General features: G+C 35.9%; 24 protein-coding genes. 16 read left to right on the top strand and 8 right to left on the bottom strand.

Annotated elements, in window-relative coordinates:
* Positions 1-237 precede the first annotated feature (237 nt).
* Positions 238-333 (top strand): transposase, encoded by a 96-nt coding sequence (locus C406_RS21415; RefSeq protein ID WP_017381545.1) that lies wholly within the window; start codon positions 238-240, stop codon positions 331-333.
* Between the two features lie 819 nt (positions 334-1,152).
* Here the strand turns inward: C406_RS21415 and nhaC are convergent.
* On the bottom strand, positions 1,153-2,574 hold the full coding sequence (nhaC, locus tag C406_RS0115375; protein ID WP_017381544.1) for a Na+/H+ antiporter NhaC: 1,422 nt from the start codon (positions 2,572-2,574) through the stop codon (positions 1,153-1,155).
* 351 nt (positions 2,575-2,925) lie between these two features.
* Between nhaC and C406_RS21110 the strand changes: the two genes are divergently transcribed.
* The 3 genes from C406_RS21110 (at position 2,926) to C406_RS0115360 (ending at position 4,543) form a co-directional block, all read left to right on the top strand.
* Positions 2,926-3,063: a hypothetical protein gene (locus C406_RS21110; protein ID WP_017381543.1), complete on the top strand. Its 138-nt coding sequence runs from the start codon at positions 2,926-2,928 to the stop codon at positions 3,061-3,063.
* Between the two features lie 220 nt (positions 3,064-3,283).
* Positions 3,284-3,910: a DUF2238 domain-containing protein gene (locus tag C406_RS0115365; protein WP_017381542.1), complete on the top strand. Its 627-nt coding sequence runs from the start codon at positions 3,284-3,286 to the stop codon at positions 3,908-3,910.
* A 297-nt stretch (positions 3,911-4,207) separates the two neighbouring features.
* The gene (locus C406_RS0115360; protein WP_017381541.1) at positions 4,208-4,543 is read left to right on the top strand and encodes a hypothetical protein; all 336 of its coding nucleotides are present in this window, start codon (positions 4,208-4,210) and stop codon (positions 4,541-4,543) included.
* 183 nt (positions 4,544-4,726) lie between these two features.
* Here the strand turns inward: C406_RS0115360 and C406_RS0115355 are convergent, their stop codons facing one another.
* Both C406_RS0115355 and C406_RS20300 read right to left on the bottom strand, forming a co-directional pair.
* On the bottom strand, positions 4,727-5,008 hold the full coding sequence (locus C406_RS0115355; RefSeq protein ID WP_017381540.1) for a hypothetical protein: 282 nt from the start codon (positions 5,006-5,008) through the stop codon (positions 4,727-4,729).
* A gap of 414 nt (positions 5,009-5,422) precedes the next feature.
* Complete coding sequence (locus tag C406_RS20300; protein WP_026045726.1) at positions 5,423-5,752, bottom strand: CHY zinc finger protein; 330 nt, start codon at positions 5,750-5,752, stop codon at positions 5,423-5,425.
* 278 nt (positions 5,753-6,030) lie between these two features.
* Here C406_RS20300 and C406_RS0115340 point away from each other — a divergent pair, with 278 nt between their 5' ends.
* The 7 genes from C406_RS0115340 (at position 6,031) to C406_RS0115315 (ending at position 13,442) form a co-directional block, all read left to right on the top strand.
* Positions 6,031-6,546 (top strand): GyrI-like domain-containing protein, encoded by a 516-nt coding sequence (locus tag C406_RS0115340; RefSeq protein WP_017381538.1) that lies wholly within the window; start codon positions 6,031-6,033, stop codon positions 6,544-6,546.
* A gap of 99 nt (positions 6,547-6,645) precedes the next feature.
* The gene (locus C406_RS0115335; RefSeq protein WP_017381537.1) at positions 6,646-6,942 is read left to right on the top strand and encodes a DUF3817 domain-containing protein; all 297 of its coding nucleotides are present in this window, start codon (positions 6,646-6,648) and stop codon (positions 6,940-6,942) included.
* Between the two features lie 271 nt (positions 6,943-7,213).
* Positions 7,214-7,489, top strand: coding sequence for a YqhV family protein (locus tag C406_RS0115330; protein WP_017381536.1), 276 nt, complete (start codon positions 7,214-7,216; stop codon positions 7,487-7,489).
* 138 nt (positions 7,490-7,627) lie between these two features.
* Positions 7,628-7,765, top strand: a complete 138-nt coding sequence (locus C406_RS20555) for a hypothetical protein (RefSeq protein WP_155966758.1) — start codon at positions 7,628-7,630, stop codon at positions 7,763-7,765.
* A 462-nt stretch (positions 7,766-8,227) separates the two neighbouring features.
* Complete coding sequence (locus C406_RS0115325; protein WP_017381535.1) at positions 8,228-9,415, top strand: exonuclease SbcCD subunit D; 1,188 nt, start codon at positions 8,228-8,230, stop codon at positions 9,413-9,415.
* On the top strand, positions 9,412-12,504 hold the full coding sequence (locus C406_RS0115320; protein ID WP_017381534.1) for an AAA family ATPase: 3,093 nt from the start codon (positions 9,412-9,414) through the stop codon (positions 12,502-12,504). The genes C406_RS0115325 and C406_RS0115320 overlap by 4 nt, the downstream gene beginning before the upstream one ends.
* Before the next feature lie 128 nt (positions 12,505-12,632).
* Entirely contained in the window at positions 12,633-13,442 is an 810-nt protein-coding gene (locus tag C406_RS0115315) for a DUF2935 domain-containing protein (RefSeq protein WP_017381533.1), read from the top strand.
* 569 nt (positions 13,443-14,011) lie between these two features.
* Here the strand turns inward: C406_RS0115315 and C406_RS0115310 are convergent.
* Positions 14,012-14,707, bottom strand: a complete 696-nt coding sequence (locus C406_RS0115310) for a GGDEF domain-containing protein (RefSeq protein ID WP_443146805.1) — start codon at positions 14,705-14,707, stop codon at positions 14,012-14,014.
* Between the two features lie 206 nt (positions 14,708-14,913).
* Between C406_RS0115310 and C406_RS0115305 the strand changes: the two genes are divergently transcribed.
* Positions 14,914-15,450, top strand: coding sequence for a GNAT family N-acetyltransferase (locus C406_RS0115305; RefSeq protein WP_017381531.1), 537 nt, complete (start codon positions 14,914-14,916; stop codon positions 15,448-15,450).
* A 147-nt stretch (positions 15,451-15,597) separates the two neighbouring features.
* Positions 15,598-16,581, top strand: a complete 984-nt coding sequence (locus tag C406_RS0115300) for an HNH endonuclease domain-containing protein (RefSeq protein ID WP_017381530.1) — start codon at positions 15,598-15,600, stop codon at positions 16,579-16,581.
* Positions 16,582-16,716: 135 nt separating this feature from the next.
* Here the strand turns inward: C406_RS0115300 and C406_RS20835 are convergent, their stop codons facing one another.
* The 4 genes from C406_RS20835 to C406_RS0115275 form a co-directional block, all read right to left on the bottom strand.
* Positions 16,717-16,923: a hypothetical protein gene (locus C406_RS20835; protein WP_192812621.1), complete on the bottom strand. Its 207-nt coding sequence runs from the start codon at positions 16,921-16,923 to the stop codon at positions 16,717-16,719.
* Between the two features lie 497 nt (positions 16,924-17,420).
* The gene (locus C406_RS0115285) at positions 17,421-17,831 is read right to left on the bottom strand and encodes a DUF2177 family protein (protein WP_017381527.1); all 411 of its coding nucleotides are present in this window, start codon (positions 17,829-17,831) and stop codon (positions 17,421-17,423) included.
* A gap of 128 nt (positions 17,832-17,959) precedes the next feature.
* The gene (locus tag C406_RS0115280; RefSeq protein WP_017381526.1) at positions 17,960-18,595 is read right to left on the bottom strand and encodes a YfbR-like 5'-deoxynucleotidase; all 636 of its coding nucleotides are present in this window, start codon (positions 18,593-18,595) and stop codon (positions 17,960-17,962) included.
* Between the two features lie 438 nt (positions 18,596-19,033).
* Positions 19,034-20,008: a proline dehydrogenase family protein gene (locus tag C406_RS0115275; protein ID WP_017381525.1), complete on the bottom strand. Its 975-nt coding sequence runs from the start codon at positions 20,006-20,008 to the stop codon at positions 19,034-19,036.
* Between the two features lie 305 nt (positions 20,009-20,313).
* Here C406_RS0115275 and C406_RS0115270 point away from each other — a divergent pair, with 305 nt between their 5' ends.
* From C406_RS0115270 to C406_RS21105, 3 genes are all read left to right on the top strand, one after another.
* Positions 20,314-21,273, top strand: coding sequence for an aldo/keto reductase (locus C406_RS0115270; RefSeq protein WP_017381524.1), 960 nt, complete (start codon positions 20,314-20,316; stop codon positions 21,271-21,273).
* Positions 21,274-21,400: 127 nt separating this feature from the next.
* Complete coding sequence (locus C406_RS0115265; RefSeq protein WP_017381523.1) at positions 21,401-22,408, top strand: LLM class flavin-dependent oxidoreductase; 1,008 nt, start codon at positions 21,401-21,403, stop codon at positions 22,406-22,408.
* A 182-nt stretch (positions 22,409-22,590) separates the two neighbouring features.
* Positions 22,591-22,777, top strand: a 187-nt coding sequence (locus C406_RS21105; RefSeq protein WP_036654837.1) for a hypothetical protein, incomplete at its 3' end; no start/stop codon positions are given.

The following is a 22,777-nucleotide window of genomic DNA, read 5'->3' as shown; positions in this document are numbered from 1 at the left end:
TTTCCGTTCCGAGCGGACGCGTTCCGTGGGGCGTGCGGTGAGCCTCCTCGTCGCGAAAACCGCGCTACTGTGGGGTCTCACCTGTCACGCTAATCCCACCGGAGTCGCCGCTCTGCACTCCAATCAGCTAAGAGAATATAGGAAACATAAGTTCAAAGAGATATGGAAAACAAGGGAGATTCCTTGTAGAATAAAAGTCGACCAAAACCATCATCCAGGAGGGAACTCACTTGTTACATGAATGCGGGCTATGTGAGTGTCATCAAAGAGTTATTTTCGCAAGCGAAGATTATCATTAATCCATTTCATCTAGTTCAATTAATGAATCGCTAATAAATAAATGTCGTATTACTATCATGAATAAACTTAAAAAATATCCTCATGATAATAGGAAGAAATACCATCGCCTGAAGCGTTACTGGAAGCTACTCCTTTAAAAACGTTAGGGAAAATCTTTCGTTCATAGAAAACAGCTTTATTACCCTTACAATAACGAAAGAATTGAAGGGACTAACAATAAAATCAAAGTATAGAATCGTGTCGCTTATGGATATAGAAATTTTCAGAATTACAAAAACCGTATTAACACTTTAAATTAAAACCAGCTGATAAACAAAGCGAACAAAAACAATTCCGCTCAAAAGCAGCATAATCCTACTTTTAAGAATGCACTGCATCAGGCAATTTATATATTCTTATCCAATTTAGTTGCTTGGAGTGCAAGATAGCGAGAAAACATGTGCTCCTGCGGTTACTCGTCGCAAAGATATTGGACGAATGACAGTTCGTCCAATATCTTTCCAGCGGAAAAAGCGCGATCTGAGGACCCCACAGGAGCACAATGGAACGAAGGCTAAGTACGCCACCTCGTGTGGCAACGCCTACGTGACCAACATCCTGTTGGCCTGAGGAGGCTGAAGCCGTGCCCACCGAAAGCGTCCATCTGTTTCTGTTTCTGCATCGCTTTGCTAGCTTCGAAACATGGTAGTGATTTGCATCGCTTTGCTAGCTTTGAAACATGAAAGTGCGCTGGAACGGAAAGCAACGGGATACTTGACTAATCGTAAGAAAAGACTGTCTAGAAAGTAAATGAAAAAAAGGAAAGTTCACATATTAGTGAACTTTCCTTTTCGAATTTAAGAACTATTATTGTTAAGCGTCGACAGTCGTCGCATCTTCTTTTCTTACTTGTATCATTTCAGCTTCTGACAGTTTAGCAATTGTGAATCCTGTCATTGCATAAATGATTGAAATAATTGGAACAACAAAGTTCAGAACTGCATAGGGAGCATAGTCAAAGGCATGAACGCCTAGTGTACCTAGAATAAATACACCACAAGTATTCCATGGAATGAAAACGGATGTCAAAGTTCCACCATCTTCAAGCGCTCGTGATAAATTTTTCGAGTGAAGGCCTTTGTCGCGGTACGTTTTTGCATACATCCGTGCAGGTACCACGATGGATATGTATTGCTCTGAACAAGTAGCATTAGTAGCAAAACACGAGACAACCGTTGAAGCAACAATACTTCCGGCAGACTTCGCATATTTTAAAATTTGATTGACAATCGCTTTAAGCATTCCGGTATTTTCAAGAATTCCCCCGAAAGTCATGGCCACAATCGTCATTGAAACTGTATACATCATCGAGTCCAATCCGCCACGATTAAACAAATTGTCAACCATTTCATTACCGGTTTCAATAGCGAAACCGCTTTGAAGAGCGCCAACAGCACCTGATATGGAGCCACCTTGAATGATAATCTGTGATAAGAATCCAAGTGAAATTCCTACTATTAACGCTGGAATTGCAGGTACTTTTTTGGCAACTAAGATAATGACTAGTAAAGGAATTAATAACAGAAATGGTGAAATAACAAAGCTTTCCTTCAAAACACTTATAGTTTGACCGATATCAGCTGTATCTACCCCGTCTTTTCCAAACTTCCTACCAAGGATGAAATAAACTATTAGTGCAATAGTAATACCTGGAATTGTGGTATAGAGCATATGTTTGATATGTACAAATAAATCTGTATTCGTTAAACCAGCTGCTAGATTCGTAGTATCTGAAAGAGGTGATAACTTATCCCCGAAATATGCCCCGGAAATAATAGCACCAGCTATCATCGGTGCGGGGATACCCATACTTAATCCAATCCCCATACCAGCGACACCAATTGTTCCCATTGTCGACCATGAACTCCCAATTGCTAATGATACAATCGCACATATTGCCGTAATCGATACTAGGAACAGTGATGGTGTGATAATGTTCAATCCATAATAAATCATCGTCGCAACAACGCCGCCACCGATCCAAGAACCAATTGTTAAACCAACGAGAATGATGATAATGACAGCGGGTAATGCGAGACGAATTCCCTTATACATCGCTTCTTCGATTTCTTTCCATGTATATCCACTGCGCCATGCAACGAGAGCCGCTACGCAAGTCCCTACAATAAGTGGAATATGCGGTCCTTGTTCAAGTTTTACAATCGTAAAATACATGACTGCAATCATGATAACCAGTGGAATAATTGCTACCTTAAATGACATTTCTTTTTTCATAATTGTTTCCCCCAACCCCAAATTTCGATCGTGCAGTTCGATACACAAAAACCTCTATTTATGAATTGTGTAGATAATTTAAAATTGTCGCTAAATAGACGGTAATCATATAATAAATCAATCTTCATATGTACGTCAATGTGAATTTTTTACTATTTAAACATAATAAATTTAGAAATAATTATGGTCAAAGTTGAAGACTTAATTAGTTGAATCCATAAAAGGGAACCACTGACAAACTTCTTGTGAATCAACAAGTATATTAATTTTAAGTGAAGGACTAGGATATTATAAAAATATTTTTAAAATAGTGTTCCTTTTCAAAAGGTACGATTAATTGCTGGCTTTTCAATGAAAATTGTGGTGAGCGATGGGTCAGTTGGAAAATTTGGAGTTCAAGTTGGGAAAACGGGAGTCCAAGTTAGAATTTTTGGAGTCCAAGTTGGAAAAATCACGCTCCAAGATGGAATAGATAAAATATGGAAGTAGATAATGCAAATTCCTAAGGGTAGAGGTATTGGGAGATCTCTTAATTGAATAAGAAAATAGTGTTTTTTTGAGTCACTCCCAAAAAACAGCTACTGAAAAATAAAATTGTTTTAGTAATTTAAAAAATAGAAAGAGATATTCCCTATGAAAATTCTATATAAGATTACTGTTTAAGAAATTCTGTTTTTTCGCATACTGTTAGGCAGAAGGAGTGAAAACGGTGGATTTAGGTAATAGTTCAAAGATTAATATTTCCCTACTCACGATTGTTACCATAGTTTTAATATGGTCAGTTTATAAGCCGGCAGAATATTTGACATGGATTGCGGAAGTTGCTCCTGGCGTTGTTGTAATAATCATTGCAATTGTAACTTACAATAGGTTTCGTCTGACTGTACTCTCTTATTTTATAGTAGCCATTTTATCAATTCTTACGTTTATTGGAGGTCACTACACCTACGATGATGTCCCCCTTTTTAATTGGATAGAGAATACTTTTGATTTACAACGAAATCACTATGATCGTTTTGGTCATTTTCTAAAAGGTTTAGGTGCAATTGTTGTAAGAGAAATATTAATACGTAATACACAACTAACTAAAGGGGCTTGGTTGTTCGGCATCACAACTAGTATTATGCTAGCCGTAGCTGCATTTTATGAAATCATTGAATGGTTGAGCACTAAGTTGCCGAATAGAGAAGATGGGACAAAAGAATTTTTAGGAATGCAAGGGGATATATGGGACGCACAATGGGATATGACATTTGCTTTAGTAGGAAGTATTATAGCGTTACTTATTTTTTCAAGACAACATGATAAATTGCTAAAAAAACTAAGCGATTCATGAGATGTTCACTCGTGTAATTTAGACCAAGTAAAGAGTTTCAAATCATAATAATTTAAGGCTCTTTACTTGATTTCCGTGATATAATAGTTAATAAATCAGAATAAAGAGAATTTAAATATACATAGCAAATAAACAAAATTATATTAAAAGAATTTGAGAAGGTCTATTTCGATGCAGTTGCTGAATATAATGAAGTAATCCTGAAAATTAAACAAATGGCGTTAATTGAAAGATGAATTCGTTCGAAATAATGTTCCTTACTATATAAATTTAAAGTAGATAGGATGGGGGAGTGAAATGAAGAGAGTAGTTAATTGGTTATTACCTATGACTTTGGTTGTCGGAGGATCTTTATATTTGTCTACATTTTTTTCCTATCGTTCTTCTGATTTTTACAATTTTCCAATACCTAAAAGTGCTGAACTGTTGCAAGAAAGTGAAGATGCAAAAATCTATGACTGGTCCCGTGCAACCAAAGAAAAGGGCATACCCTTTGGCTATGAAATAGTTCTTAAAGTGAATGGGTGGGAAAAAAGAGAGATAGAAGGTGCTTCAGTTTTTTATACAAAACGCAATCATCAAATCAATATCATTCCTCAAACTAAGCAATTAACTATCCGTAAAATGAAATAGATAGAAAAAGCATATGTAAGTTGGATTTCATTCGTTATTACACTGATCAAGGAAAATCAATACATCACAATAAACCACACAAGCAATTGCTTGTGTGGTTTTAATCTAAAATGCCAAGTTCTAATACTCTTAATAGGTTTTGTTAATAGTGGAAAGCATCTTAGTAAATTAAAGTTCTCTTAATTACTTTGCAAATTCTGGCACTAATATTTGGCTGAAATCAGTAGTATTTAAATGTTCGTGGATTTCGTATAACATTCCTTTATTTTGATAGTATCGGAATACAGAAACTTGATTATCTAATAAAATGTCTTCAATACATTCCAACTCTAAGTTGTAATGCACACTGACGTTGACATGTTTACTGGTATATGTAATTTCTAAAACAAATTCCATTCGATCTAGAAAACGAGTAACTGCCATTTGTGAGTTCTTCCAAAACGGTATTGAGTTATAAGTTTGCATTGTGTTCAACTCCCCTTTTAAAAGAAGTATTTACATGATAATGGGAATTAATACAATTACAACAAAAATAATTACCAAAAGAGCCCTTTTAATTTTATTAGAAGTTCTTTTTATGTGTTAGAAAGGATTTTATTAGGGAGAGGAAAACGTTTAGTGGCAGTAATTCAAAAGAATTTTTAGCAAGACTTCTGCTGTTAATCTGAGGATTGTAGACGAACGGATATCAGTTTCAATGAAGGGGTAGTGGTTGATTTATTTTTATCGGAAGAACTCTTTTCAGAAACGCCTCATCCCTATACAAAAATGTGGGTAGAAGCAAGTATTCGTACACATTTATTTCTAATTAATGAAGTAAGCCCAGTGAGAAAACAATTTCTCTCTGGGGAGTGAATTGAACTCTTCTTGGTATGTCAGTTAAACCTCAAAATATAAATACTTATGGAGACTGCAGCCGGGGTTAAATGCACTCTTGCATGAAGGACATGAAGATTCACAAGATAAATATTCATTTACGCTAAGCTCATATCCGCAAGTACCGCACAAAACTGCTTTTTTATGAAATTGAGCTACTGGCCAAACTTGTGGTGTGTCGCAACCTTCTTCTTCATGACAGGAGAAACAAGGAAAATACGTATCGCAACAATAAAATTTGATAGCAATTCGATCAATTACAGTATGATAATGCAAGCAACGAGTCTCTTTGTCGATATCATTTCCTTTCACGAGGTGTCCATGAATGAGCATCTATTAAAACTCCTTTAAATTAAGTTGATTAACGTCATTTAACCATAATTTGTTTAGTGTGTCACGGGTATTAGTTGAGGCAACTGAGCTGTTTAGGTAACTTATTTTTTAATTTCAGATGATATGGATGAATGAGCAGGAATATACAGGCTATTGTGTCGAAATAGATATAAGGTGATGATATTCATCGCGTTGATGCAATAAAGCAGTAGAACAATCTTCTCCACTAATTATAAATTTGTTTAGTCATCTTTGTGAAATTGAAAGGGGTGTTACTAATGCAGGTACGAATTAAAGATAAACCAGAGTTTCGAATTATTGGCGTGAAACGAACATTCTCATGTGACAATGGAGAAAATAAGATTGAAATCCCAAAGATGTGGGATGAGGTACATCAAAATGGAATAAATGATGAATTGACGAAACTTAATAGTGGTGAAGTGAAAGGGTTGCTTGGTGTTTGCCGGGTGATGGATTCAGCTCAAAATACAATGGAATATTGGATTGCGACGGCGTATAACGGAGAAGAAAATACACATCATTATGAACGCTTAGACATTCCCTCTGCCACGTATGCTGTTTTTGGAATAGTAGGTCCAATGCCGCAAGCGATGCAATCGATGTGGGAAAAAATCTACAGTGAATGGTTCCCAGCAAGTGCATTTCGTCCGAGCGGGTCGCCTGAATTGGAAGTATATATGAATGACGATGCCAGTAAGGAAGACTACTATTCAGAAATCTGGATTCCGATTGTGGAGAAGAAAATGGTACACATACCTGTGACAATTCATTGAAGATGAAGTTAATAAAAATAAGGTAACGAGATAATTTCACTGTACACCATACCCTTAGGCTCTCTATAATAAATGATGTAGTAAGTAGGAGGGTATAATATGATTAAAAAACCACTTAAGCGGTTTCGTTTCATGGGATTATTAGAAGGTAGTTCTTTATTAATCTTGGTATTCTTGGCAATGCCTTTAAAATATTTCTTTGGTCTTCCAGAAGCAGTAGCAGTTGTCGGGGCAATTCATGGCTTTTTATTTGTAACGTATTGTTTAGCCATTGCATATATGACTTTTATTGTGAAATGGCCATTTCTCTATAGTGTGATTGCGGTTATCGTTGCTTTCATACCGTTTGGTAATTTACTATTTGATCGTCGACTTCAAAAACTAGAAACAGCGTAAGCACCTTAGGAATTCATTTCCTAGAGGTGTTTTTTTTTGTGCATATCATCTGATGAGAGCAAAAGAAGATACTAGCTGTTTATCAAATACATCCTATTGATAAAAGTATTAGAGAATACATACACTTTAAGAAGAACTTACTTAGATGAAGATGAGCATCATGGAGTGGTTGTGAGAAACTGTAACTTCAAATGAATGATTTACTGTTGTTACATGGAGTGGATATTAAATATATATAACTATTTAAAAATGAATAATAGAGGGTGAAGCGTTGGCTGTTCTTATTGAAAAGGCATTAATTTTGATGGTTATATTGAGACTGTTATCAGGAAGTATAGAGGTATCGGCTGCGTTGTTGATGTTTAAACTAAATGACTTAGAAAAAGCCTTGTATATCAATTCTCTTCTTGCATTGGTAGGTCCAGTTGTGTTGATCATCACGACAGGTATTGGATTATATGGTCTCACTGAAAAAATTTCCCTGTTAAGAATCATATGCCTCTTTAGTGGAATCTTACTTATACTTTTTAGTTTGAAAGCTAAATAATATAGGTTTTAATAAGAATATGTACGGGAAATTTAAATCTACATAGAACAAGATCGAACAGAGGAAATTATTGTTCGGTCTTTTAACGTTTTTAGTATATAATTTACACAAATTTAAGTACTTTAATATAATTTAGGTTTGACTGGTGCAACTATTGCCTTAACTGGTGCAACTTTCGCGGTGACTGGGGCAACAATTGTCTTGACTGGTGCAACTTTCGAGATGATTGGTGCAACTAACCAATTATCTCCTAATTATAGTAGTATTCCTCAATGAAATAGACCCCAATATTGATAGTAATAAATAATACTTCTTCCTCTCGTCCACAAAGATGAGTTTGGGTTGTAAAACTGGTCCGACAAGCAATTGATTGGAGACACGTACTTGGATGGGACAATCATTCGAAAGACAAGTCGGTTGGAATGTTCATTCGTACATCGAGTGGCAATGATTTTCTCGCTCCTGTCTCCATTAATGATCATGATTAAAACGTTCAAGAATGCGCTCAGTGAATTAATCAAATACAACCATTTCTAGTTTCTATTGAAATTAGAAATGGCTTTTTTGTGTGCAATAAAAGTGAGATACCCCTTACATGACCAAATTCCATCTTCCATCAAAGTTATCATGTATACTTATACTTATTTTGGAAATCTCATTCAGTTTAATATTAGAGTAAAATATAAGTAAGATATCTATTGAAATACATGACCAGATGAAATACGAGAGGAGCTCATTATGAAAATATTTCACACTGCCGATTGGCATTTAGGAAAGCTTGTTCAGGGTGTTTCCATGACAGACGAACAACGATTTGTGTTGCAACAATTTACTGAAGCGATTGCTGAGGAAAAACCAGATGCAGTCGTCATTGCGGGGGATTTATATGACCGAGCAGTGCCTCCAACGGACGCTGTTAATTTGTTAGACGAGGTACTTGAAACGATTGTCTTAAAATTAAAAACGCCAGTCATCGCGGTTTCTGGGAATCATGATAGCCCAGGTCGTTTGAATTTTGGTAGCCGAATGATGAAATCGAATGGTCTTTATATTACGGGTCAACTAAAGAAGGATATGGAACCAATTGTGATTCAAGATGAGTTTGGTGAAATTCATTTTCATTTAGTGCCTTACGCTGATCCATCTCAAGTTCGTCATGTATTAGAAGATGAAGAAATTCGTACGCATGACGATGCAATGAAGAAAATGGTCGCACATATTGAGTCCACAATGGATTCTTCTAAAAGACATGTGTTGGTAGGACATGCTTTTGTGACACCTCACGGGGAAGAAGAGGAGAATACGAGTGATTCGGAACGGCCGCTTGCAATTGGTGGAGCAGAGTATGTAAGTGCTTCATATTTTAAAAAGTTTCACTACACGGCATTCGGACATTTGCATCAAGCACATTATGTGTTAAATGAGACGATTCGTTATTCTGGTTCTCCTTTGAAGTACTCGATTTCAGAAGAGCATCATCAAAAAGGATTCCATATCGTTCAAATGGACGAGCTTGGAAACGTCAGTGTAGAAAAACGTTTACTGACACCTAATCGAGATATTCGCACGGTTGAAGGGAAAATGGAAGACATTTTACTTCAAGAGATGAATGACGATTATGTGTTTGTAAAACTGCTGGATGAAACGCCGATTTTATTCCCAATGGAAAAGATACGTTCTGTTTATCCAAATGCGATGCACGTAGAACGTAAACTAGTGTCCGCTAAGAAGGACAATGAAGAAAGTACGGTAGGATCACGTCGTAAAATGGACGACTTAGCGCTATTTAACGCCTTCTACGAAGAAGTAAAAGGGGTACAGGCATCTGAGGAAACAGAGAATATTTTTAAAGAAGTACTTCAAGAATTTTTACTTGAGCAACAGGAAATCACAAGCCCAGATAAGAAAGTAGGGCTAAAAATATGAGACCCATCAGCTTAAAGATGACCGCTTTTGGTCCTTATAAACATACAGAAACAATTGATTTTAACGAGCTGCAGGGAAACCAGTTATTTGTAATATCAGGTAGCACTGGAGCTGGAAAAACAACTATTTTTGATGGAATCTGCTTTGCACTTTATGGGTTGGCAAGTGGCTCGGACCGCAGTGAATCACGTATTATGCGTAGTGACTTTGCAGAGGACAATGTCCATACAGCTGTAGAACTAGAATTTGAAATTCATAATAGGACGTATCGAATCCTTCGCCAAATGGGACATGTGAAAAAAGGCAATAAAGGATCCACCGGCGAAAAATATGAGTTTTATGAAAAATTAGTAGACCGTGAAGTTCCGTGTGTTGAACGACAGATCGTCTCAGAAATTAATGTGAAAGTCGAAGAGATTATTGGACTAACGCAAAATCAGTTCATCCAAATTGTCATGCTTCCACAAGGAGAATTTCGAAAATTACTAACTTCTGAGACAGAAAATAAAGAAGACATATTACGCAAAATCTTTAAAACAGAGCCCTATAAAATGATTAGTGAACGTCTTAAGAAAAAGAAAACACTTGCTGAAGAAGAACTGAAAATTGAGCAACGTACGACAAATAGTTACATTCAAAATATCGATGCATCGTTTCCAAAACGGGAATCTACCATATTTGAGGTGCTTGCTCAAGATCACTACAATATTCATCAAGTCATTACGGGATTAGAAGAAGAAGCTTCTTATTATGAAGAGAAAATCCGCCAAGATCACTCTAAATACGAAGAAGCTTATCAGAAACACACAACCAAGTCAGCTGATTTTCATCAAGCAAAAAGCTTAAATGAACGTTTTGATGAATGGGAAACAAAGGAACTGAAACTGCAAACTTTGACGGAGCAATTGCCTTTATTCGAAGGCAAAGAGAAGCAACTTGAAAAAGCAGAGCGTGCAAGTATCATCGAAGGAATTGAACGCCACTTTAGAGAACTTCAAAATGAAGTACTTGAGAAACAGCAGCTTTGGAATGGAGCAGTTACTTCAGAGGCTAAAGCGAAGTTGAAGTTGGAGCAGGTCAACCTTCAATATAATGAAGAAGAGAACAAGCAGGAAATTCGAGAAAAATTAAGCGAGTCGCTCGTTCGTTTGAATGATTTCTTGCCAATTGTAAAGGATATGACTTCGAAAGAGTCTGAGTTACAAGTATTACAACGTGAAGTGACCAAATTAACTGCAAACGTTCAGGCAATCGAGCAACAAGTAGTCGCTAAAACTGAATCTGTTACTGTGTTAAAACAGGATATGGATAGACTCGATCATCAGTTGATTCCTTTTGATGATAAACTGCAAAAATTAAGCGAGTTACATGAACAATGCAGGGTGTTAAAAGAGTTTCTTGCAATTCAGCAATCGATGCTAGCATTAAAAGCTGAGACAGATGAAAAAGAACAACAATTTAATGCGGTAAAAATACAGTACATGACGCTTGAAAATGAGTGGTTTGCAAATCAAGCCCGTGTATTGGCGGCTCATTTACATGACGGAGAAGCTTGTCCCGTATGTGGTAGTGAGGAACATCCAAATAAGAAAGAACAAGATCAAACAGTAGCCCCTTCAAAAGAGCAGCTGGAGCAAGCAAAATCTACTTTGGATCGAGTGGACAATGACTATCGAAATGCATTAGCAAAACAAAACGCATTGATTGGGCAACTCTCGAGTAAAGGTGAAGAAGTAGATAGCTTCGGTGTTGGTGTAAAGGATGCTGGTGAGATTTATAAAACATTGGATGAATCTCGTCTTAAACTAGATGTTGAAGTCAGCCAGATGCGAAAAGATAAAGACCAGCTTCGCAAAATAAAACAACAACACCAAGAACAAACACTTATGTTACAGGAGCTAGATGCAAAAAAAGTAGAGACAGCAACAACTCACCAAAAAGCTCAATCAACTTACGAAAAAAGCAAAGCGATATATGAAGACAAGGTACAATCGATTCCGACCGAAGTACGTATTTTATCGCAATTAGAGCAACAAATTCGCGAGGCAAATAAACGTAAAGTTAGTCTCGAAAATGTTTGGAAAGCGGTGCAACAGCAACGACAAGAAGCTAAAGAACAATATTCTTCTTCGGTTTTGACCATAGCGCACACGGAACATGTTTTTCAAGAAACAAAGGCTAAACAAGATAAAGCTGATGTTGCATTTAGCACTGCACTCCAGTCCTCGGCTTTTGAATCAGAAGAAGTTTACCAACAAGCTAAGTTAAGAGATTCAGAGAGAGATTCATTAAAAGAGCAAATTATGGATTTCAAACAAGCTCGACATACTCTGATTGAACAAGTAGCTGACTTGGCAGTAAGACTTGCAAACAAAACGAAAGTGGATTTAAACGATTTGAACAACGAACTCGCTACTTTAAAGCTTGTATATGAAAAAGCTTTACAGGAAGTCAATCAATCAAATGATTATAAAAAAGCTGCGAGCAATCTAGTCACTAACATAATGGCCTCTAGTAAAAAAGCCATTGTGAAAGAACAACAGTTCAATCAAATCACTGACTTATATGATGTGATTAGAGGTCAAAATAGCTTGAAGATTTCATTTGAGCGATACTTGCAAATTGAATACCTCGAACAAATCATTGTTTCAGCAAATGAGCGATTAAAGAACTTATCGAATGGTCAATTCCATTTAATTCGAAGTGAACGCCAAGAATCAAGAGGGAAACAAAGTGGATTAGGATTAGACGTCTATGATGCTTATACCGGTCAAACACGAGATGTCAAAACGCTTTCCGGTGGAGAGAAATTTAACGCTTCATTGTGCCTGGCACTTGGTATGGCAGATGTCATTCAAAGCTTCCAAGGCAATGTTTCTATCGACACTATGTTTATTGACGAAGGATTTGGTTCATTGGATGAAGAATCCTTGAATAAATCAATTGATACACTGATTGATCTTCAAAAATCAGGCCGTATGATTGGTGTCATTTCTCATGTTCAAGAATTAAAAACAGCCATTCCAGCGATTTTAGAAGTGAAAAAATCGAAAGAAGGCTATAGCGAGACCAGATTTATTATTAAGTAATAATAACTATGACAAAAAAGCATGTTTTTTATTGAGAATGTCAGGTTAAAATACCCTGAGTAAATTCTTTGGTTTGCATAACACATACCCCCTTTACATATGGATATACATGAAAGGGGAATGTTTTATTGACCAAAATCATTGTCGATGAGTCATTAATCGAGCTTCACTTTTGGCTTCAAATATTAGGAGATCATAGCAGATTCATTCATGATTCTTTGGCACCAAGTGAAGAAAAGTATATAAATGGAGCGAATTCTTTTACAAAACGTTTTGATAAGTTACTTCACAATTCAAAGCAAGTATTAGATGAACAATCCCTAGTATCACTACTTGAGAAAGCAAAGATCTTAAGCGAAGAGATTCGTGCATTCAAATTGGACTTGATCAAAGAGCATTTGGTAGGGAAAATAAAGATTTCACTTTCTCCATCTTTTATTAATCATATGGTCAATGAAGTAGAAGAAGCTATTCGTATTTTCTCTTATTTAGAAAAAGGTCAGATGCCACCAGTTGTTCATTCCTTGCATCATGACTTGTTATGGTTGTTAGACGCAGCTGGCCATGCCGGTGCAATTGACGTCAATCTTGATCAGGCTGAAAAACAGCTGAAGTATAAAGGAAGAAAGTTCACAAAAGATTGGGAAGAGTTCTATTTAAAAGCGGTGGAGCTTGCTGGGTATTTACGAACAAACATAATTGAATTCCCTGCATTGGCTAAATTTCACAATGATATTCAAATGGAAATGATAATATTTAAGACTTTTTTACGTGAGTTAGAAGAGATGGAGTTAAAGAAAGAAACGCTTGGTACTCTTGCTCCTTTAATGGCTGACCATATGGCGCGAGAAGAATGTTATTATTTAAAGAAATTGGCAGAAACAACCGCTTTGTCTCCTCCAACATGCGATCCAACAAAGCCGCGTACAGAAGTGTAGAACTTTAGATTGGGTTTTTGATAATGTCGGAAGAAGTTTTCCAAATACCAAAGAAATATGTAAAAAAGATATTGCCTTCAAATTAAGGAATATCTTTTTTTTTGCTTTTTAACACTTATTTTATTATTAAAAGGTTTTTTTACAATTTATTTTAATTCCTTATATGTATTTAATTTATATGAATAGTAGGAACAGACTCCATATAGAGTTTGTTCCTTTTCCCATTAGAGGAAAAAAGATGGAACTGAAAAAAAGGTGTTTCTGAAGTGAAGATGATGAGAAGCTCATTGAGGAACAACCTGGCAGCAATTAAGACTTGAGCAGACTCAAATCTTAGCGTGGTAGAGTTGATGAAACGTTGGTTGGACATCTATATCCAGGTGGTGATTCTATTATTGCCATGGACGAGCTCTGACTATAAAATTTAAAAACTGATTCGGTATTGGTCTAGGGGAAACACTTTGCTTCCTTCTAGCTACAAGGGAAAGGTCTATCTGTAAAGAACTACTAACAGTAAGTGACCTCTATTATGGAGAGGCTTACTGTTATTTAAGTCCACTAAAATAGTATTATCTGGAATGTTCGTAATCTTTACGCGCATCAACTTTTTGTGTCAACTTTGCAAATTTCTTAGAAGTATACATTTCCAGGTCTGCGGAGTTGATTAATGTTTCAAAAGTCTCCCCATTATCAGGATAAATAGCAAAGCCAACAGATGCTTTAATTGAAGTGGATTCAGAAATCTTGATTTTTTTAAACTCTTGATGGAGACCTTCACCATATGTCGATGTAAAATTGCCATCAATATTAGGAACTACCACAACAAATTCATCTCCACCCCAACGTGCAACCAAATCTCCCTTTGAAGTATAGCGTTTTAGGAGAGAAGCAAATTCAATAAGTAGTTCATCGCCTTTGTGATGTCCAAATGTATCGTTAAATACTTTAAAGTCGTTAATATCAATCATCACGATACCAATTTGACCATTCACCCTCTTTACTTTACGTGCTAGCAATTGAAATTGTTTTTCAACGATCCTTCTATTATATGTATTCGTTAAAGGATCAATCTCAGAATAAAACTTTGCTTTATCATATTGCTTTCCAGCCCACCAAGGGATGATTATAAAAAAGGGTGCAAATATAAATAAATTCATGTCACTAGTAATTCCTAAATATAGATGGTAATAATAATATCTAAGGATATTAAATAAGACCACAATTCCAACTGCATAAAATCTACCGCTATATTTCAAGTAATCCACCCCTATTCTTATGGTGTGAAGAGTCATATTCTGATATTCAAGGATACTTTGTGCAAGATACTCAAAGTATAGTAACAAGTAAAATTACTTCCTGATTAATTCAGTCAAGTTGTTTATTAATAGCTATATTATACTAGATGTATTTAGCATAATATAGTGCAGAGTGTTCATACATATGAAATCATTAAGAAAGAGGTAAGAGAGTAATGAATTTCACTCCATTTCCAACTATTGAGACAAAGAATTTGTTGCTAAGAAAAATGAGTCAACTTGATTTGATTGACTTGTTTGAAATGAGAAAAGATTCTAGCATGCATGAATATACAGATACACTAGTAGAGGGAAATATAGACGAAACAAAAGCCTATATTGAAAAGATGAATATAGGTGTGGATGATAATAAATGGATTATATGGGCAATTGAACATAGACAATCGACTAAAGTGATTGGAACTATTTGTATCTGGAATCTTAACGAGGAAGAGAAAAGTGGAGAATTAGGGTATGGAATTATCCCTAGATTTCAAGGTCAAGGACTAATGAGAGAAGCGTTAGTACATGCTGTTGAATATGGTTTTAACGTCATGAAGTTAAAATTTCTTGATGCATATACAGAAGAGAACAATGATAAATCAATTAAACTTTTGGAAACATGTAAATTTACTGAGATTAGTAGAGTGGATGAAGACGGATACTCTAAAAGTCAGACATTTCGAATGGTTGTTTATCGATTGATGGCTTAACTTAATACGTACGGCAACCAAAAAAACAGTATGTAATAGATTAGAGATACTTGTATTTTTTGGTGCGTACAATTTAGCTATTGATGTAATATGTTACCATTGCAAGTATTATTTAAACTTTGCATATAGGATCGGAGGGGATTCAATATGACCGAAGGATGGAAACTAAACGAAGGAATAGCTAGTTATCATCACGTTTCTGAAGATCAATTGTGGTCGGTCATCATGAAAACTCTTTCATCTCAAACGGTGAAAACGACTTCATATAAGTTTGCCTTACTACGCGCGATTCTAGAGAATCTGTATAAAACAAATAAAGATTTAGAAGTAAGTTTTAATCAACTATCTGAATCATTTGCAAAACTTTATTGGAATTTAGTCATTCGCAATGGGTATTCGCAAGGACATCAGGCTCAAATTGAAAAAGAGTTAAAGAAATTTCAAGTTGAATGGCAAATTCCAAGTGGAGTGTCATTTGATTCACTTCAAGAAAGTCATCAGTTTGAATTGATTAAACGAATTGAAAGTAAAGTAATTAGAAAGTATGTAGTTGGAGCGTTATTTGCAAATACAGAAGGACTAGTTTACGGTTTTGCAAAGAAAGAAAGGAAGCTCACAATCACGACCGGAGCTTATGAGTTTTTATTGAAGTATCAAACGAATATTTTTAAGTTAAATAACTATGAGCTCGCAAAGTTTTTGCAAAACAAGAATCCGCATTTAACGAAAGGGATTTTGCTTGAGGAAATTGAAAACATAACTCAGCGTGAATCCTTGCAGCAATTTCAACAGATGATTGTGACGCACTCTGGAAGTACCTGCTTTTATACGGATCGACCTTTACAAGTCGCAAAACGTTTGATTGCTGTAGATCATTTTGTACCTTGGAGCTTTGTTCATAGTGATGAATTGTGGAATTTCGTCCTCACGTCTTCTTCTCTTAATTCAAGCAAAGGGAGCAAATTACCTGCAGAGCGCTATTTAAATAAACTAGATGTGCGAAACCAATTATTTAAGAAAACGGGCGACGTTTATGTTAAACAAGTAATGGAGACCTACGATTTCCGTCAGTTTGTGAAGCTTTATGAATATGCAGAGTTGAATGGCTTTGAAAAGGGATGGGCTCCTTGATAAAGAAATCCAGTAACTTTAAAAGTTACTGGATTTTGTGTATGTGTGATTGTATTAGAAATATACAGTAGTTTCAGTAGTGTTGAAAATCGGGTACTTGTATCATGCTCAAAATGGGTTTAAATTCATTATTTCTTATACTGAATTTTCATTTTTGTCAGATGACGTTTCCTCATTTTTTTCCTCTGTATCCAAATGATAAATAGGAGCACCTTCACCTATCATATCTAGAGAAGCCATAAAATCTTTGTTTCGACGCAACTCCATTTCCTTTTGGTCCAAGTTGTCAGAATTCATCATCATGTCCTCTCTGTGTTTTTTATAGTATATTAAATTTTTCATAAATTATTAAAGGGAATTAAAAATCGATCGTGAATTTATCGGAGAAAAGTGTAAGGCAACTGCCATCAGAGTATTTGTTCAGAGAAGAAATGAGCTAAACCTTGAAACCTAAACTGTCGAAGTAAAATCTTCACAACTAAGGTTTTCGGAGTACTTTGTATAGCATATTTTTCCGCAAGATTGTTTTTGGAAAGAGTGTGATATGACTTGTTACACCAATCGTTTGTTCATTCCTATCAGCGGGTACTCTTAAAAGAATCTTGAAAATTCAGTTGATGAGTTGAAGAATATGGACGAGGAGTTTGCTTTGATTCTTGCGATACAACAGAAGACAATTGATTTGTTATCGATTAAATCCATTGAGTTAGAGGCTCAAACTAGATGGGGTTATAAAATTTTAATATAAGATAACGAAACCCAGCGATTAGTTCAGATGCTGGATTTCGTTTTGTAACTATAATTTCATAAGTTTTTTCTTGTGAGTTAGTTATTCACGATTAATGTTTTTTATTAATTTTACTGACAATAAAGAACGTAATGACAGCAGTGGTCGCATTTAAAAAAGTTCCCCACAGTAAGTCCACGACCGTGATGATAATAGGCCAATCTTTTAACGTAGCAAGGTTTGTTAAATCGTAAGTTGCATATGTAATTAATCCGAAAAATCCACCTGCGAACAGTGCGTAAGTCCAACTGTTTTTTTCAAGAGCAGGGCGAATGACGAAAAAGATTAATCCTGCAATGTATAACAAATAGAAAATCCCCGCAGCTAGCCAGTTGACGTCCTCTTTTAATAGAAACCCGATGTGTTCTTCGTATAAGTTAGTTGAAATAAATGCGAGCCAAACGATGTCGACTAAGAAAAAGACTAATAATGTAATACCATAAATTCCTGCATTTTTCCCCAATTGAATACCCCCATATCCATATCTTTTAATAAACGATTAAGAAGATTTTATCAGATTGGTACGCGGGAAATCGACTAGTATGAATTGAAGGAGCACATTCTAACTTTGAATTTTACTTTCAATAGGGCCTACGTGGTTTTAGCGGTTAGTACTTTTTGTGTAAACGCCTTAACATCGAGTGCAGTTTCTTCACGTTTAACATCCTCTAACATGACATCGCGAAAATATGACACACTTGCCTTCAAAGGCAATTTTAGCAACTTCGTCAATGCCTCTTGATACATGTATACGAACTCGGGGTCAGTATTGCCTCTTTTTAACTCAGCAAAGGATTCGTAAAACTGATCTAGTTTATCTGCAAATTCGAGCAAACGACCTTCAATAGTAGTATCTTTACCTTCTTTCATTCGTTCAAAGAAAACGGGTTGAAATTCAACAGGAATCTCTTCTAAAATAAATTTCTCCATCATTTTTTCTTCAACATGTGAAATCATTTGTTTAAGTTCTGGAGATGCATGTTTGACTGGCGTTTTAATATCTCCAATAAATACTTCGGCGAAATCATGGTTTATTGTCTTTTCATATAAAGATTTCCAATTAACGACTTCACCACTATTTTCTTCAATAGTCGCGAAAAACATGGCATATTGGGATACTTTCCAACTATGTGCTGCTACATTATGTTCTTCAAACTTAAATTTACCAGGACAACGAATAATTCGTTCCAAGTCATTCATGCTCGTAAAAAATCTATGAATACCCATTATTTATCTTCTCCTTTAAGGTAGTGATTTTTTCTCTATTTCTGTCGTGAATTATATCTTTTATTGCTTTTCGTTTCCAGTTTGGAGAGTCATTTCATTTTCGTATACAAATTAGTTAAATCCTATATACGAAAACATTAAATAAGAAATCTCTAGAATTTCAGATGGATATCATTTAAATTCTATCCTTGATTAATATCTCCTGTTTCAAAGAGTATTTCCCTAATGAAAAATTGCATGCTTATTTCACTGTCAAAGAAGGATTAAAAGTTAATAAGGTAGAACAAGTATATAAGACGATACATTAAAAGATACAAGGTAATAATGAATTTTTTTCTTTTATCATTCTTTCTAGAGTATTCAATAAATCTAATTTCGTTAGTATTCATTATTTGGGACAAAAAAATGCTGTCCCTTATTTAAGGACAGCATCTCTTATTACTTTTTCTTTTTATTAACCAATGTTTTCAGTGCAAGTGCGCCAGCCAATACTCCGATAGCTGTGTTTGTGCGTTTGTTGAAGACTTGTTTTACAACAAGATTCAAGTTTTGCGGGCGTTCAGCCAATCTTCTCATAAAGTAAGCGTACCAATCGTCACCAAACGGAACGTATGTGCAGAAATTATAGCCTTGCTTCGCAAGATCAACTTGCATATCTTTACGGAAACCATATAACATCTGGAACTCGAATTTATCGTTAGGGATGTTATTTTCTTTTACGAACTTTTTAACCTGGTCGATAATTCGGTGATCATGTGTTGCAATTGAAGTGAATTTTCCGTGTATTAAATGATACTCAATTAGTTTGATGAAATTTTCATCAATATCTTCTTTTGTTTGAAAAGCATATTCAATTGGCTCTTTGTATGCGCCTTTAACGATGCGCATACGTAAATCTTTATATTTTTCGAGGTCGTCTTGCGCTCGATCGAAGTAGGCCTGAATTACTGTTCCAACATTGTCGTACTCTTTTAATAGATCATCCATTAAGTCAAAAGAAGGCTGTAAATGGTCATAATCTTCCATATCAATATTTATATGCATATTGTATTTGCTTGCAGCAGCTACAATTTCGAGTAAATTCTCATAACAGAAATCATAATCAATATCTAAGCCAAGTTGTGTAGGTTTTAATGAAATATGAGCGTCTACACCATTAGTATGAATACTTTCAATTACTTCAAGAATACTTGCTTTAGCTTCCAACGCTTCTTCTCTTTCGATCGAGTATTCGCCCAAATTATCAATCGTGGCACTAATACCTAATGCATTCAGTTTGCGGATACTTTTAATTGTTTCTTCAACAGTTGTTCCAGCTACTACTGTTTGTGCGCCTAATTTCAAACCATATTTTTTTGCTGCTGTTGTCAATAATTGGTTTTGAGATAAGCTTATAAATACACCTTTTAACATGATTATTCCTCCTGAAAGTGATTCATATATGTCATCTTACATCTGAGATAAAAGGGTAAGAAACACTACTGAGTAACATGTAAATCATGATTACAATTCATTATAATTCTTTTTAATGAACATGCATACATAATCATATTAACTTGTACGGAATTGTATCATAGAAGTGTCCTTATCGGCATTAATTGTTACATAATTATTTTCATTTATTCTAAAAGGACATGACTAATTATATAAAGGAACCTGTCGCTCATATATCGAATAAGACAATATGTTCTTTACGTTTTAATAATAGGAGGAATTCGATGAACTACTTAAACTTAGGGGTAACAGGTTTGCGTGTTTCGAATGTAAGTCTTGGAACGATGGCATTCGGACGTTGGATTGATGAAAAAGCTTCTAAAGAGATTTTAGATACAGCCATTGATGCAGGTATTAACTTAATTGATACGGCTAATTTTTATGGCAAAGGGCAAGATGAATCATTCAAGTACGGCACTGGCGAATGTGAAGAAATTATTGGTCAAGCGTTAAAAGGAAGACGTGACAAAGTAGTTTTGGCAACGAAAGTAGGTTTGCCGATGGGGAAAGATCCTAATGATGCTGGATTGTCTAAATTTCACATGATGCGTGAAGTCGAGAATTCTTTGCGACGACTCCAAACCGACTACATAGATCTATATCAAGTACACCGTTTTGATGATCAAACTCCTCTCGAAGAAACATTGTCTACTTTAACGAATTTGGTTAATCAAGGAAAAGTGCGCTATATCGGATGTTCCAATTATGCAGCTTGGCAAATAGCCAAAGCGTCCGGAATTAGCAAACTTCATGGGTTTGAGCACTTTGTGTCGTCTCAATCTCAATACAATTTATTATCACGAAAAGTTGAAGAAGAATTGGTTCCTTACTGTTTGTCTGAAACGGTGGGACTCTTGGTATATAGTCCGATGGCTCGTGGGATGTTATCAGGTAAATATAAAACTAGTGATGACTCGCCAGAAGGAAGCAGAGCCGCAAAAGGAGAAGAGCTGATTCAGAATTATTTCACAGATGAAAATTTTGAACTGGTTTCTAAATACAAACAACTGTCTACTGAACACGAAGTCAACTTGTCACAATTCTCTTTAGCATGGATTCTTAACCAATCTGCTGTAACTTCTGCGATTGTTGGAGCTAGCAAACCCCATCATATTACGGATGCGGTGCAAATAAGTGACTGGAAATGGTCTGATGAACTGAAAGAAAGTGTGAGTAAGTTGTGATTTGTTACCAATTTCCAATTCCCATATCTAATTGGTGAAATGGAGACGTAAGCAAATATCTTGATGTTCATTTTTGTGCGTTTTATGATGACATAGAGATAGTTTGATTTACGAAAGGAATTTTGTCATGACAATAGAAATTAAGCCAGTGCCACTTTCCGTATTGGATTTAGTTGCAGTACTCGAAGGGCAAACACATAAAGAAGCAATTGGCGATATGGTCAATTTAGCACGACATACTGAACAACTTGGGTATCAGCGCTATTGGTTAACCGAACATCACAATATGCCAGCAGTTATTAGTTCAGCTACTTCGATTTTAATCGGTCATGTTTTGGAGAATACTGAGTCGATACGAGTAGGTTCAGGTGGTATTATGTTACCGAATCACACACCACTTGTTGTTGCCGAACAGTTCGGTACATTAGAAGCCATATATCCAAATAGGGTGGACTTAGGGTTAGGTCGCGCGCCAGGTACGGATATGCGGACTGCTCATGCACTTCGTCGGACGTCGCAAGAAACGGCATTTGCGTTTCCACAAGATGTTGTTGAATTGCAAAATTATTTTAAATCAATAGATCAACAAGGAATGGTTCGTGCTTTTCCAGGTGCAGATGCTAATGTTCCAATCTACATTCTTGGCTCAAGTACGTCAAGTGCAGCTTTGGCGGCTCGATTAGGCTTGCCATATGTATTCGCAGCTCACTTTGCGCCGACACAATTAGAACAAGCATTGCATATTTACCGTAATCAATTTACACCATCTGAATATTTATCTGAACCGTATGTAATGGTTTGTGTAAATGTTGTTGCTGCTGATACAAATGAAGAAGCAAAAAAACTTTCCACTTCAACGGATCGTTTTTATTTAAATGTTGTTAGACGTACAGAAGAGTTATTAAAGCCTCCTGTTGATTCGATGGATGGATTGTGGAATTCTGTTGAGGAAAGCGCTGTGCGCAGTATGTCTGCATATTCATTTAAAGGTGATAAGAGTGCCATTGAGGAGCAGTTGAAAAAATTCTTAGGGACATTCCAAGTCGATGAATTAATAGCGGTCACATACATTTACGATCAACAAGCTAGAAAACGCTCGTATGAACTATTAAAAGAAGTTGTAGACAACCTATAAAAAGAAAATGAAACGGTACTTTGTCGTGGGACTGTCCAGAAAGTCAGTAAAACTGATTTTCTGGACAGTCTTTTTTATATAGTTTTTCAAGTATCCCGTTGCTTTCCGTTCCAGCGCACTTTCATGTTTCGAAGCTAGCGTAGCGATGCAGCTCACTTTCATGTTTCGAAGCTAGCAAAGCGATGCAGAAACAGAAACAGAAGCAGAAACAGAAACAGATGGACGCTTTCCGCGGGCACGGCTTCAGGCCTCCTCGTCGCGAAAAATACGCTCCTGTGGGGTCTTCAGCTCGCGCTTTTCCCGCCATCTTGCACTCCAAGCAACTAAAATTGCACGTTAAAATTCCTGATCCAGTGAAATGCTTAAAAG

The organism is Paenisporosarcina sp. TG-14 (assembly GCF_000297555.1).
Classification (GTDB): Bacteria; Bacillota; Bacilli; order Bacillales_A; family Planococcaceae; genus Paenisporosarcina; species Paenisporosarcina antarctica.
Note: the sequence above shows the minus strand (reverse complement) of the source record. Positions and strands in the feature narration are given on the sequence as shown.